The sequence below is a fragment of the Blautia sp. AF17-9LB genome, assembly GCF_003479185.1.
GTDB classification, from domain to species: domain Bacteria; phylum Bacillota; class Clostridia; order Lachnospirales; family Lachnospiraceae; genus Fusicatenibacter; species Fusicatenibacter saccharivorans.
Genome location: NZ_QUGU01000013.1, coordinates 20,717 through 35,435 on the forward strand (window position 1 = coordinate 20,717; position 14,719 = coordinate 35,435).

A 14,719-nucleotide genomic window follows, 5' to 3' on the forward strand; every position below is an offset into this window, starting at 1 on the left:
GTACAAAATGTACGAAGAAGACGAAGTAGAAATTCCGATTTATCTCATAACAGGATTTCTGGAGAGTGGAAAAACCTCTTTTATCAATTTTACCGTAGCACAGGACTATTTCCAGATCGACGGACCAACCCTTCTGATCACAACCGAAGAAGGTGAAGTAGAGTACGACGAAAAAGAACTGCTCAAACACAACACCGTCCTGGAAATCGTAGAAGGACCAGAGCAGTTTACCCTGGATTACCTGAAAAAACTGAACCGCAAATACCGCCCGGAGCGAATCATTCTCGAATACAACCCGCTCTGGAGCGTAAAAAAACTCGAAGAAATGGAACTGCCGCGCGGTTGGGGCATCGTACAGGAGATCGTGACCGTCGACGCAAGCTGCTTCCAGATCTATATGCAGAACATGAAATCCGTCTTCATGGAGATGGCAAAAAATGCCGATATGGTCATGTTCAACCGCTGCCGTCCGGAAGATCCGCTTCCATCCTTCCGCCGCAGCATCAAAGTAGTCAACCAGGCGTGCGACGTTCTGTTTGAGAATGAAGAAGGCGAAATTGACAACATTTTTGAGGATCAGATGCCGTTTGATACCGATGCCGATGTGATCGAAATCGACGATGCCGATTACGGAATCTGGTATGTCGATATGGGCGACAACCCGGAGCGTTACGAGGGCAAGACTGTTCATTTCCGCGGTATGGTATTAAAGAGCAAGGATGTCGGAGCCGATTTCTTTGTTCCGGGTCGTATGGCAATGACCTGCTGTGCAGATGATACTTCTTTTATCGGCTATGTCTGCAAATGCGCAAGCGCCAAATCTCTCGTAATGGGTTCCTGGGTTGACGTGACTGCAACGGTAAAATGGGGCTATATGAAGGTTTACGATGGCGAAGGCCCGGTTCTGTATGCAAAAGAAATCAAACCGGCCAAGAAACCGGAGAGCGAACTGGTATACTTTAACTAAACATTGCCGAAGCATTTCAGCGAATAAAAGAGCAGGAAAAAGGCTGCTCTTTTGTTCGTGTTCTTTCTTTATGACAGATGGAAAAACAATATATCATTTTTCGGTGCGGCGAAGCAGCTATTCGGTTATGCGCAAGTAGCGAAGTGGATGGAGAATATCCGTTTTGACCGTGACGTGAACAAAAACTGCGCCGGAAAATGGTCTGATGACAGGAGAATTTATGTATATTATAGTAGGTCTGGGAAATCCAACGCGCCAGTACGAAGGGACGAAGCACAATGTCGGATTTGATACCATCGATTATCTGATCGATGAATATCAGATCCCTTCCTCCGGTACAGGCCACAAGGCTCTGTTCGGAAAAGGCATGATCGCAGGTCAGAAGGTTATCGTTGCAAAGCCGATGACGTATATGAATCTGAGCGGTGAGTCTGTGCGGGAGCTGGTGAACTATTACAAAGTGGATCCGGAGAGCGAGCTGATCGTGGTTTACGATGATATCAGCCTGGCGCCGGGACAGATCCGTATCCGCAAAAAAGGAAGCGCGGGCGGCCACAATGGCATCAAAAACATCATCGCCAATCTTGGCACCGACCATTTTATGCGTGTGAAGGTCGGCGTCGGTGAGAAACCGAAAAACTGGGATCTGGCGGACTACGTGTTAAGTCCGTTTACGAAAGACGAACGTCCCCTTGTAAATCTGGCGATCGAGCATGCGGCAAAAGCAATCGAGCAGATGCTGAACGGGGATGTGGACGCAGCTATGAATGAGTATAACCGCAAATCTGCAAACCCGGCAGAGTAAGGAAAATGAAAGCGTTATTAGAACCGATCAAAGAAATTGCCCGTTTTGACGAGCTGTTCCGTGATCTGAAAAAAGGAACCGCAGGTGTGACGGTGATCTCGGGCTGTCTGGAAAGCCAGAAAGCCCACATGATTGCAGGTCTCTCCGAGGATGCCCCGGTGCGGCTTCTGATCGCGGAAAATGAATTAAAAGCAAAAGAATTATATGAGGATTACCGGCTGTACGATGCGGAGACGCTGTATTATCCGGCGAAGGACCTGATTTTCTATCAGGCAGACATTCACGGAAATCTGCTGATCCGGCAGCGGCTTCAGGTGATCCAGGCACTTCTTGAGCGGAAGGAAGTTACCATCATCACCAGTGTAGGGGGATGTATGGACTTTCTTCTGCCTCTTGGCGTGTTCGAAAAACATTGCATCCATCTGCGCAATGACAGCGAACTCGATCTGGATAAAATAAGAAAAGAGCTGGTGCGGCTCGGCTATGAGAGTACCTTTCAGGTGGAGTCGACCGGCCAGTTTTCCGTCCGCGGCGGCATTCTCGATATTTATCCGCTGACGGAACAGAACCCGATCCGGATTGAGCTCTGGGGCGATGAGATAGATTCCATCCGAAGCTTCGATGCGGAGAGCCAGCGGTCGATTGAAAACCTCGAGGAAATCACAATCTATCCGGCATCGGAGCTGATTTTAACAGAGAATACGATTGCGCGCGGTGTGAAAGCGATTAAAAAAGAGGCAAAAGCGCAAAGCACAAAGTTCCGCGACAAGATGATGACGGAGGAAGCGGCGCGTATCCGCCATGCGGCAGAGGAAATCTGCGATCAGATCGGCGAGGGCGAAATTCTGCAGGGAGCGGAGCAGTATCTTCATTATTTTTATCCGGAGACCGTCTCGTTTCTTGAGTATCTGCCGGAGAACAGCCGCATTTTCCTCGATGAGCCGAACCGCATCATCGAGTGTGCCGATGCGCTGGAAGCAGAATTTCAGGAGAGCGTGAGCCACCGTCTCGAAAAGGGATACCTCCTGCCGGGACAGGCGAAGCTGATGTGCAGTACGGCGGAGCTTGTGGCAAAACTGAACCGCCGCGGCTGTGTTGCCGTATCGCTGATGGAGCCGCAGAAGGGCGAGTGGAATATCCGTGACGAATTCAGTGTGACGGTGAAATCGGTCAATTCGTATAACAATCAGTTCCCGCTTCTGGTAAAAGATCTGAAATCCTGGAAAAAAGCGGGTTACCGTATTGTACTGGCGAGTCCGTCGCGGACGAGGGCGCAGCATCTGGCAGAGGACCTGCAGAATGAGGAGATTCCGGCCTTCTACAGCGAGAATGCGGAGCGTGTTCTGAAACCGGGCGAGGTCATGCTGATCCACGGCGCGGCCCGCAGAGGCTTTGAATATCCGATGCAGAAATTTGTGCTGATTACAGAGACGGATATTTTTGGAAAAGAGAAGAAGAAAAACCGGAAGAAATCGGAGTATTCCGGTCAGAAAATCCAAAATTTTGCGGATCTTTCGATCGGTGACTATGTCGTGCACGAGAGCCACGGTCTTGGTATTTACCGCGGTATCGAAAAAATTGAGATGGACCGCGTAACGCGTGATTACATGAAAATCGAGTATGCGGGCGGATCGAACCTCTATGTGCTGGCCACCCAGCTTGATACGCTGCAGAAGTATGCGTCCGGCGAAGCTGCAAAGGTGCCGAAGCTGAATAAAATCGGCGGTCAGGAATGGAATAAGACGAAAACACGGGTTCGCCATGCGGTAAAAAATATTGCACAGGATCTCGTGAAGCTGTATGCCGAGCGGCAGGCGTCATCCGGCTATCAGTTCGGAAAGGATACGATCTGGCAGAAGGAATTTGAGGAACTGTTTCCGTTTGAGGAGACGGACGATCAGCTTGCGGCGATCGAGGCGACAAAGGCGGACATGGAGAGCAAAAAGATCATGGACCGCCTGATCTGCGGCGATGTCGGATACGGCAAAACCGAGGTTGCAATCCGTGCAGCGTTCAAGGCAGTACAGGAGAGCAAACAGGTCGTCTACCTCGTTCCGACCACTATTCTGGCACAGCAGCATTACAATACGTTCGTTGAGCGCATGAAGGACTTTCCGGTGCGCGTTGATCTTCTGTGCCGGTTCCGCACGCCGGCAGAGCAGAAAAAAACGCTGGAGGATCTGAAAAAAGGACTCGTGGATATTGTCATCGGAACACACCGCGTTCTGTCGAAGGACGTAAAGTTCAAAGATCTTGGCCTTCTGATTGTCGATGAGGAGCAGCGGTTCGGCGTGACGCATAAAGAAAAAATCAAACAGCTGCAAAAAAATGTGGATGTTCTGACACTGACGGCGACGCCGATTCCACGTACCATGCACATGAGCCTGATCGGCATCCGGGATATGAGTGTGCTCGAGGAAGCACCGCAGGATCGCCAGCCGATCCAGACCTTTGTCTGTGAATACAATGAAGAAATGGTCCGCGAGGCGATTAACCGTGAACTTGCGCGGGGCGGGCAGGTTTACTATGTCTATAACCGCGTCCAGTCGATTGCGGATATGGCGAACACGATCCAGAAGCTCGTGCCGGATGCAAATGTAGGCTTTGCGCACGGACAGATGAAAGAGCGTGAGCTGGAAAAGATCATGTACGGCTTTATCAACGGAGAGATCGATGTGCTCGTGTCAACAACGATCATTGAGACAGGACTCGATATTTCGAATGTCAATACCATGATTATCCATGATTCCGACCAGATGGGACTGTCACAGCTCTATCAGCTCCGCGGCCGCGTCGGACGGTCGAACCGGACTTCCTACGCATTTCTGATGTACCGCAGAAACAAGATGTTGAAGGAAGTGGCGGAGAAGCGTCTCCATGCGATCCGTGAATTTACGGAGATGGGAAGCGGCTTTAAAATTGCAATGCGTGATCTTGAGATCCGAGGCGCCGGAAATCTGCTGGGCGCAGAGCAGTCGGGCCATATGGAATCGGTTGGATACGATCTCTATTGTAAAATGCTCGCAGAGGCTGTCCAGGAGGCGAAGGGCATCGCACCGGCAGAAGCGTTCGAGACAACGATTGATCTGAATGTCAGTGCCTATATTCCGGACAGCTACATCAGCAACGAGTCTCTGAAGCTTGACACCTATAAGCGAATTGCGGCGATTGAAAATAAGGAAGAGTATGAGGACATGACGGAGGAGCTGACCGACCGCTTCGGGGAACCGCCGAAAAATGTACAGAATCTTCTGGCTGTTGCAGAACTGAAAGCGCTGGCGCACTGTGCGTATGTGACGGAGCTGAAACAGATGGGCGATTCGGTACGAGTCACCTTACAGCAGCATGCAAAAATCGATGTGGCGCGGATTCCGGAGCTGCTGCAGAAATACCGAGACGAACTGAAATTCCAGATGGAGTCGCTGGCGTTTGTCTACACGCCGCGGCGGAGAAATTCAAAGGAAAAGATCGATCTGCTGGAGAAGAGCCATGCACTGGTGGAAGATCTGCTGCAGATCACACAGGAGTGAAATACTCGCATAACCACAAGATCGTGTGAAAAAGGCGTGAACAGGGAAGAAAAAAGTTGCCCTGTATCAACAAAAAGGGTATAATAGGAAAAGCGTTTATAAAAATCGATGCAGGACCGGAAATTCGAACGTGTAAAAAGAAAAACTCTTTTTGAGCATACATTTCGCCCTGCATGAGGAGGAAGTAATGAAAAATTTAAAAGCAAAAGCAGTCTGCGTTATGCTGAGTGCTTCGATGGCAGCGATGGGACTGACTGGCTGCGGTTCCGACAATGTGGACGGAACAAAAACGGCAATTACTGTAAATGACGAGTCGATTACACTCGGACAGGCAAATTTCATGCTGAGATATCAGCAGGCAACCATGTACAATTATTATTCCAAGATGTACTCGATGTACGGAATGCAGATGCCGTCTGAGATGTACGACAAGGAAGGCGACGATGGAAAGACTACCGGGGAAACGTTCAAGGAGCAGTCTCTTGATACGATCGAAAAAGAGCTTCTGATGCGGCAGCACGCAGAGGAATACGGAATTTCCCTGACAGACGAGGAAAAACAGCAGGCGAAAGAGGCTGCACAGGCATTCGCAGATAAGAACGGTGACGATGTGATGAAAAAGCTGCACGCAACCGTTGAGGACATCCAGGATGCACTGGAGCTGTATGTTATTCAAACCAAAATTTATGATCCGATCATCGCAAATGTAGATACCGAGGTATCCGATGAAGAGGCAAAGCAGACCTCCATCAGCTACATCACGGTATCCACAGCAGGAACCGAGAAGGATGACGATGGAAAAACGATTGATTTGACGGACGAGGAAAAAGCGGCAAAGAAAGAAATCGCACAGAGATTCCTGGATCTCTTAAAAGAGTCTGAGGATCCTGCAGCCGCATCGTTTACCGATCTGCGCAAGGAGCTGAACGATCAGTTAAATGCGGAGAATACCGCAGATTCCACCGATTCTGCCGACAGCTCCGATGAGAGCAGCTCTTCTTCCGATGCTTCCGACACAAGCGCATCCGACGCTTCAAGCGCGAGCACATCGAGCAGTTCCGCCAGCGATTCCTCCTCTGAGGTTTCTTATCTGACCTCTTCCGAGACATCCTTTGGAACCGGATCGGAGAAAGACGATGACGATACCTGTTCTCTTGGAGATAAAGTAGCGGAAGAAGCAGCAAAGCTGAAGGATGGCGAGTATTATGACGGTGTCATCGAAGGCGACGATGCATATTATGTGATCCGTGTAGATAAAGCATTCGACGAGGACAAAACCGAGTCCAGAAGACAGACTATCATTTCCAACCGCAAATCGGATAAGTACAACGATACATTGGATGGATGGGTAAAGGAGAGCGATATCAAGGTCGCATCCAACTGGAAAAAACTTGAAGTAACGGACGCAGATCTGTATACGATGACAGTTGACAGCGCTTCTACAGATTCCACAGATGGAACCACAACCGACAGTACAACAACGGACAGTACCGCAACGGACAGTACAACGTCTGACAGCACGACATCAGGCAGTACCGAAACGACATCGACAAGCAGCACAGGCACTGCTTCAACGTCTTCAAGCACTGCAGAATAAAAGCATACGATACAGGACAAACGGCAGCCGGATCCGGGAGAGGGGTCCGGCTGCTGTTTGTGTCTGAAAATATTTTGGAACAAAAAAAAGAAAATAATAGGGAATTTGTAGAATAAATTGACAATAGTAAGAAGCTTATTTAAAATGAAATTACAACCAGAGTGTATCTCGCAAATTGCGGAAATAATTTTTCGGACACGCTCTAATGTTCAGGCGAAAACGATGTACCAGGAAAGAAGGTGGAGAAATGAAGAAGGCAGTAATTTCCGTACTTGTCGGTACAGCAGTATTGGCTTTCGTTGCGTGTGGAAAAAATGCTGCAACGGAAAACAGTTCCGATTCGGGTGTTTCAACGGTATCGGCATCCTCGCAGGTGGAAAATGGACAGAAAGCAACCCGTGTGAACCAGGGAACAAATTTGTCTCCGGGGTCACCGAAGAATATCCCGTCCGGTGGGGGGAACAGCTCGGGCAGGACACATCATTCGGAGACGCATCATTCGGAGACACATCATTCAGACGCGCATCATGATTGAGAATGTCGGGGTTTGCTGAACATTCATGAACAGAAACAGACGAAGGGGTATCCAAAACGGATACCTCTTTTTTTACTTGTCGGGAAAACAATACAATGCTATACTGAACATGAATTTGACGCGAAAAGCGCGGCAGGTTCAGAAAAAACAGCCGGGATTTGTCAGTATACGCGGACATGTGCTGCAGGTAACTCGGGCAGAATGGAGAAAAGAAAATGACAAGAGAAGAATTTGAACAGCTTGCCGGAGCAGGTGTCATTTTATTGGATGGCGCAACCGGATCAAATCTGACAAAAGCGGGAATGCCAAAAGGAGTCAGTACAGAGCTTTGGGTTCTGGAGCACCCTGATATTCTGGCAAATTTACAGAAGGCTTACGTGGAGGCGGGAAGCCAGATTGTCTATGCGCCGACCTTTGGTGCAAACAGATTGAAATTAGCGGATTATGGAAGAGAAAACGAGGTGGAGGAGCTGAATGCACGCCTGGTGGACATCTCGAAAAAAGCGCTTGCCGGAACAGGTGCGCTGATCGCGGGAGATTTTTCCACACCAGGAAAAATGCTGCAGCCAAAAGGCGATCTCTCTTATGAAGAGCTGCTGGAATCCTACACAGAGCAGGTAACAGCGGTAGCAAATGCGGGCGTTGATCTTCTGGTAGCGGAGACGATGCTGAGCGTAGACGAAACGTGTGTCTTTATGGATGCTGCACTTTCTGTCTGCGATCTGCCGATTATGTGTTCTCTGACGCTGGAAGCAGACGGTTCTGCCCTGTTCGGCGGAAACGCTGTGGAAGCAGTTGAGACACTGCAGGAAATGGGAGCATCCGCCGTAGGACTGAACTGCTCGGTCGGACCGGATCAGCTTGAGGCAGTCGTAAATTCCATGAAAAAAGTGGCAAGAGTACCGGTTATTGTAAAACCGAATGCCGGCCTGCCGAAAATCACGCCGACCGGTGAGGCAATCTACAGCATGGATGCGCCGACGTTTGCAAAATATATGAACATTCTGGTAGACGCGGGTGCAGGCATTGTCGGCGGCTGCTGCGGAACGACACCGGAGTATATTCGTCTGGTGAAAGAAATGCTGGATGCGAGAAAGTAAATCAAAGATTACAATTCGCAGGAGACTGTGAGATGTAATGAATTCCCCTGTTGCGGACAAAATCTGTACGGGGGAATTTTTTTACGTTACCGGAAACTTCGTTGAATTTTCCGATAAAGTAAAAAGCCCTCCGGGCAGGATTCTTTCTTACAGAGAGCAAGACAAAACAGGTTTCAACGATCTGGTTTGGTGGACAGTCTGGGTGGAGAAAAAAAGATAGGAAGTCTGGAAAAAAGACATGGAATTGTGGAGAAAAGTCTGGTAGAATACGTGTCGTGTGGAAAACTTTCCGTAAGAAAGGATGATGAAGGATGTATCAGAATTATATTTTTGATTTATATGGAACTCTGGTAGATATACATACGAATGAAAAGAAAGCGTATCTCTGGAAAAAAATGAGCCTGTTCTTCGGCATGAAAGGGGCCGCCTATGAGCCGAAAGAACTCCGGATGGCGTATGAGACAAAAATCAAAGAGCAGGAAGCTGCGCTTAAAATGGAATGCCGCGGCAGCCATGTACCGGAAATCGACATTGCGGATGTGTTCCGGCAGCTGTTTGAGGATCAAGCTGTTTCGGTAACGGAAAAAGAAATTGCAGATCTGGCGAAAATGTTCCGTGCGATTTCGATAGAAGAACTGAAACTGTTCCCCGGCGTGCCGGAAATGCTGCAGCGTTTAAAAGACGCAGGAAAGAAGGTTTTTCTGCTGTCCAACGCACAGGCGCTTTTCACCGCGCCGGAAATTTCCCTGCTCGGCCTTACGAAATACTTTGATGGAATCCTGCTCTCATCGGATGCCGGTGTGAAAAAACCGGATCCGGCGTTTTATGAGATGCTGCTGAAGCAGTATCACCTCGATCCGGCAGAATGCCTGATGACAGGAAATGACGATATCGCTGACTGCCACGGTGCAGCCTCTGCCGGAATTGCAAGCCGTTACGTGGCAACGCGCCAGTCACCGAAAATAAACGACCCGCTGCCGGAAAACTGTGAGAAGATCGCGGCGATTGCGGAGTTATTTTAACTGAAGAGCATTCAGCAGCACTCCTGAAAAAATAATGCGAAAAAAGGGGCTGTCGCACTACGTTCATTTTCTTAGTGCAACAGCCCCTTTTGCTTATGTCAGGAAAGGAATCCTTCAGCTTTTCCGCATTCCTTTATCCCACCGGAATTTTCGATAGCAGGCATAGATCAGAACACTGCATACCAGCCATCCCGCCGGATAACCAAGTGCAATCGGAATGATGGAATCAAATATATGAGACATCACAAACAGATAAATCTGGCGGAACACGACGAAGCTTCCGAGCATCACGATCATCGGTGTTCTGGTGTCTCCTGCGCCGCGCAGGACGTTGGAGTAAACCTGGTTGACGCAGCAGAGAATGTAGAACGGGGAGAGCAGATACAGGAACAGAGTTCCATAACGAATCACAGCTGTCTCCTGGTTAAACAGATAGACCATTTGCGGGGCGAAAATCAGCAGAGGAATCATCATCACAATGGTTACAAGCTCAGCAAGCAGGAATGCGGTTGTAGCACCCTTCTTTGCACGGTCAATGTAGCTGGCACCGACGTTCTGTCCGGTGAAGGTGGTCGAAGCAAGACCAACACTCATCATCGGCAGCATCATAAACTGGTCGATTTTCATGCAGGCACTCCAGCCTGCCATAACATCCGAGCCGAATACATTGATATAGGACTGCACGAAAACGTTGGAAACGGAAGTCACCATCTGCTGGATCGCTGCCGGCAGTCCGACGCAGACGATGCGGTACAGCAAAGACCAGTCCATGCAGAGCTTTTTCCAACAGATGCGGTATGGGCCGTCTGTTGTGGTCAGCACATACAGCGTCAGAACCGCCGAAAGGCACTGTGCAATAACGGTTGCAAGCGCCACACCCTCGATTCCCATGCCGAAGGAAACGACAAACAAAAGATCGAGCACGGTATTGACAACAGCGGAAAAAATCAGGAAATACAGCGGATGGCGGGAATCGCCGACAGCGCGGAGAACGCCGGAGCCCATGTTGTAGAACATCAGACCGGCAACACCGCCAAAGTAAATTTTAAGATACGTTGCTGACTCGCGGATGACGTCGTTCGGCGTACTCATCATGCGGAGCATGTACGGTGTAATGAAGATGCCGAGAATAGTAAAGACAATAGAGAGAAAAAATGTCATCACCAGTGTCGTGCTGACGGTGCGGCTGACCTTTTCATCCGCCTTTGCGCCATAATACTGAGAGATAATGACACCGGCACCGGTGGAAAGTCCCATGAAAAAGCCGATCAGAGAATTGATGATCGGACCGACGGAGCCGACGGCGGCGAGTGCTTCCTTGCCGACAAAGTTGCCGACAACGATGCTGTCAACGGTGTTGTAAAGCTGCTGGAAGAGATTTCCGGCCATCAGCGGAAGCGAGAAGAGAAGAAGCTGTTTCCAGATAGAGCCCTGGGTCATATCGCGGGCTTTGCTCTTTTGTACTGTTTTCGTCATAGTAGTCCCCTTTTTTACGTTGATTTTACCTTCTTTTTTATTGTAGCACTTTGAAGTTGTGATGGAAATATCAGTTTTTGACGCGATTTTCGGACTTTATTGATATAAACAGCCGAAAATAAAAGTGAAAAGAATTGTTTCTGAAAAAATTGTCTGGTATAATAAGGAGCAGATGCGTAAATGCAAAAACAACAGATGCTTCAAAGACCGGTGCAAAAACGGAAAGATCAGGGGGATTTTGCGGTGGTTTTTTGGAAACTGCGCGTCACAGAACAGGATAGAAAGAAGGTAACTGAAATATGGGAGATTATTTTGTATGCAGTAAAACAGATCCGGTAGTAGAGACAAAAGCAGGAAAGGTACGCGGTTTCCGACTGAACACGACGTATGCCTTTCATGGAATCCATTACGCCGAGGCGGATCGTTTCCAGATGCCGCAGCCGGTGAAACCGTGGAAAGGAATCAAAAATGCACTGGCATACGGCTATGTATGCCCGCTTTTAAAGCAGGATGAGCCGAACATGGAGGTGCTGGTACCGCATCGCTACTGGCCGCAGGACGAGCATTGCCAGAACCTGAATGTCTGGACACAGAGTCTTGATCCGGGTGCGAAAAAGCCGGTCATGGTATGGCTCCACGGCGGCGGCTTCAGCGCCGGCTCTGCGATTGAGCATGTGGCATATGAGGGGGATCACTTAAGCGAGTTCGGTGATGTCGTTGTTGTTTCCGTGAACCATCGGCTGAATATCCTCGGTTATCTCGATCTCTCGCCGTTTGGCGAAAAATACAAAAATTCTGCGAATGCAGGAAACGCAGATATGGTAGCTGCATTGCAGTGGGTACATGACAATATCGCGGCATTCGGCGGAGACCCGGAGAATGTTACGATTTTCGGTCAGTCCGGCGGCGGTATGAAGGTGGCAACGCTGATGAATACGCCGGCAGCAGACGGCCTGTTCCAGAAGGGTATCATCGAGAGCGGTGTTTATGAGGCAAAGGTTTATCAGAAAGAGGACGGAGACGGCACCGCGATTGTGAAGGCTCTGTTAAAAGAACTGAATCTGGACGAATCCGAGGTGGAGAAGCTTGAGACGATCCCGTATTATGAGCTGTCAAATGCGTACAATAAAGTTGAGGCAGAGGTTGCTGCGAAAGGCTGCTATATCGGACAGGGACCGATGGAGAACGGCTGGTTCCGCGGAAATCCGATCAAGTGCGGATTTACGGATCACGCCAAAACGATTCCTGTGCTGGCAGGAACCAACATCGGTGAGTTTGATTTTGGACCGGTTGTGCCGGGAAAACATGAGATGAACCGTGAGGAACAGATTGCGTTCCTGACGAGAAAATATGGTGATGCAACGCCGGAACTGATTTCTCTTTTTGAAAAAGCATATCCGGACAAAACAATTGCCGACCTGTGGTCTGTGGATACGTTCTTCCGTCCGGCAACGATCGAATTCATTCGTCAGAAATCGGAGTTTACAGAAGCGCCGACCTATTCCTATCAGTTTACCTATGAATTCCCGATCGATGGCGGAAAAGCCGCATGGCATTGTGCCGAGATTCCGTTCGTATTCCATAACATCGACCGCATCGCCGTATGCAATGTCCCGGGCGAAACAGACCGTCTGCAGGAGCGTATGGCCACCGCCTGGATCAACTTTGCCCGCTACGGAAGCCCGGAAACCCCATCCCTCCCGAACTGGCCGGCATGCACCCCAGGGGATGAAGCAACCATGATTTTCGACAGAACCTGTGAAATTCGCCGCAACTTCGATCACGAGCTGGTGAAAAAATTGGTGGAAACCGAGTATAACCCGATGACACCGGTTGTGGAAGACGAGGAAGAGGACGCGTTCTTTATTCATTAATTAATTGACTCATAGCAATCCCAGAAAAAACAGCCAGAATGTTTTGCCTCAGTTAAAAACATTCTGGCATTTTTCAACTTATGCTAAATTGAACTTAAGGCAAGAATATCGTATGATAGAGGTAGAAAGAGAAAGGCGCAGGTGGAATATGGGAGTTTATCTGAATCCGGGAAATGAAAAATTTGCAAAAGCGGTTCAGTCCGAAATTTATGTGGATAAAACAGGGCTGATCGAGTATACCAATCAGGTGATTAATACTGTGCAGAGATATGTCTGTGTCAGCCGTCCGCGGCGCTTTGGAAAATCTATGACGGCGGATATGCTGACGGCTTATTATGGGAAGGAATGCGATTCCAGAGAACTTTTTTCTGGATTGAAAATTTCTCAAAATGCTGTATTTGCACAGCACTTAAATCAATATCCTACGATTTTTTTGAATATGCAGGAATTTCTGAGCCGGAGCAAGGAAATTGGCCAGGTGATTGACCGTGTTCGAAGAATGCTGCTGCGGGAACTGAAAAACAGTTATCCGGACGTGGACTACTTTGACGATACGGATCTGGTAGAATCGCTGCAGGATATTTATGCGGCAACAAAACAGTCGTTTGTCATTATCATTGATGAATGGGACTGTGTTTTCCGGGAATATCAGCAGGATAAAAAAGCACAGGAAGAGTATCTTGATTTCCTGCGGGATTTTCTGAAAGATAAGGTTTACGTAGCACTTGCCTATCTGACGGGTATTCTGCCGATCAAAAAATATGGAACCCATTCTGCACTGAATATGTTTGATGAATTTACAATGCTTGATCCAGGGCCGCTCGCAGAATATGTAGGATTTACGGAGCAGGAAGTAGAAGAACTCTGCGGCCGGTATCAGATGGATCTGGCAGAAATTAAAAACTGGTATGACGGCTATTCGTTCCCGGGAGAAAGTTCGGTTTACAGCCCGCGTTCGGTTGTCAATGCCATGCGATTCCGGAAAATCGGCAATTACTGGAATCAGACAGAAACATTTGAAGCACTACAGTGGTATATTGATCTGAATTTTGACGGCCTGCGGGATGACGTACTGCAGATGATGGCAGGGAAAAAGATTCCGGTGAACACGGGCAGTTTTACGAATGATATGACAACTTTCCGGACAGAGGATGATGTGCTGACACTGCTGATTCATCTTGGATATCTTGGTTATGAGGAACAGAATAAATATGTTTTTATTCCGAATGCCGAGGTACAGTCAGAATATGCCAGTGCGGTAACCGTTTCCCAATGGGGAGATATTTCAAAGGCACTGAAAAATTCCGCAGATCTTCTGCAGGCTGTGTGGGAAAAACAGGAAACACAGGTAGCAGAGGGAATTCGGCTGGCACATTTTGAAACGTCACAGCTTCAGTACAATGATGAAAATGCGTTGAGCTATACGATTTCACTGGCGCTGTATGCAGCACGGAATTTTTACACGGTTTACCGTGAACTGCCTGGGGGAAAAGGGTTTGCGGATCTTGTTTTCGTACCAAGAAAAAGATACCAGGACAAACCGGCGCTGGTTGTAGAACTGAAATGGGACAAAACAGCAGAGGGTGCGCTTGCGCAGATTAAGGACAAAGAATATTGCAGAAGTCTGGAAGAATATCAGGGAAACTTGCTTCTGGTAGGAATTAATTATAATAAAAAGACAAAAGAACATGTTTGCAGAATTGAGGAATATCAGAAGTAAAAGGGAGAGGACGAAGGCCTGATTCGGGACAGGATGAGTGGTGTCCTGAAATCATGTAATAGAAAAACCAGAGTCGGATGAGAATGTTTTCAC

The 14,719-nt window shown here is 48.5% G+C and carries 10 protein-coding genes; 9 read left to right on the forward strand and 1 reads right to left on the reverse strand.

The features are described from left to right. Window positions 1-7: 7 nt before the first annotated feature. From DWX00_RS13795 to DWX00_RS13830, 7 genes are all read left to right on the forward strand, one after another. Window positions 8-967, forward strand: a complete 960-nt coding sequence (locus DWX00_RS13795) for a TIGR03943 family putative permease subunit (RefSeq protein WP_022462622.1) — start codon at window positions 8-10, stop codon at window positions 965-967. Between the two features lie 220 nt (window positions 968-1,187). Further along, the gene (gene pth, locus DWX00_RS13800) at window positions 1,188-1,772 is read left to right on the forward strand and encodes an aminoacyl-tRNA hydrolase (protein ID WP_022462621.1); all 585 of its coding nucleotides are present in this window, start codon (window positions 1,188-1,190) and stop codon (window positions 1,770-1,772) included. A 5-nt stretch (window positions 1,773-1,777) separates the two neighbouring features. After that, complete coding sequence (gene mfd, locus DWX00_RS13805; protein WP_118595552.1) at window positions 1,778-5,302, forward strand: transcription-repair coupling factor; 3,525 nt, start codon at window positions 1,778-1,780, stop codon at window positions 5,300-5,302. Between the two features lie 187 nt (window positions 5,303-5,489). Beyond that, window positions 5,490-6,899 carry a SurA N-terminal domain-containing protein gene (locus DWX00_RS13810; RefSeq protein WP_118595553.1) on the forward strand — a complete coding sequence of 470 codons (1,410 nt, stop codon included), beginning with the start codon at window positions 5,490-5,492 and terminating at the stop codon, window positions 6,897-6,899. A gap of 247 nt (window positions 6,900-7,146) precedes the next feature. After that, window positions 7,147-7,434, forward strand: coding sequence for a hypothetical protein (locus DWX00_RS13815; RefSeq protein WP_055220917.1), 288 nt, complete (start codon window positions 7,147-7,149; stop codon window positions 7,432-7,434). A gap of 215 nt (window positions 7,435-7,649) precedes the next feature. Then, window positions 7,650-8,534 carry a homocysteine S-methyltransferase family protein gene (locus DWX00_RS13820; RefSeq protein ID WP_055220913.1) on the forward strand — a complete coding sequence of 295 codons (885 nt, stop codon included), beginning with the start codon at window positions 7,650-7,652 and terminating at the stop codon, window positions 8,532-8,534. A 311-nt stretch (window positions 8,535-8,845) separates the two neighbouring features. Further along, window positions 8,846-9,556: an HAD family hydrolase gene (locus DWX00_RS13830; RefSeq protein WP_117801642.1), complete on the forward strand. Its 711-nt coding sequence runs from the start codon at window positions 8,846-8,848 to the stop codon at window positions 9,554-9,556. Between the two features lie 114 nt (window positions 9,557-9,670). Here the strand turns inward: DWX00_RS13830 and DWX00_RS13835 are convergent, their stop codons facing one another. Further along, window positions 9,671-11,032: an MATE family efflux transporter gene (locus DWX00_RS13835; protein WP_118595555.1), complete on the reverse strand. Its 1,362-nt coding sequence runs from the start codon at window positions 11,030-11,032 to the stop codon at window positions 9,671-9,673. Window positions 11,033-11,331: 299 nt separating this feature from the next. Between DWX00_RS13835 and DWX00_RS13840 the strand changes: the two genes are divergently transcribed. Together DWX00_RS13840 and DWX00_RS13845 are read left to right on the forward strand one after the other, a co-directional pair. After that, a complete protein-coding gene (locus DWX00_RS13840; protein ID WP_117510899.1) occupies window positions 11,332-12,906 on the forward strand; it encodes a carboxylesterase/lipase family protein in 1,575 nt (524 codons plus the stop codon). A gap of 148 nt (window positions 12,907-13,054) precedes the next feature. Continuing rightward, complete coding sequence (locus DWX00_RS13845; protein ID WP_117761311.1) at window positions 13,055-14,626, forward strand: AAA family ATPase; 1,572 nt, start codon at window positions 13,055-13,057, stop codon at window positions 14,624-14,626. Window positions 14,627-14,719: the final 93 nt, after the last annotated feature.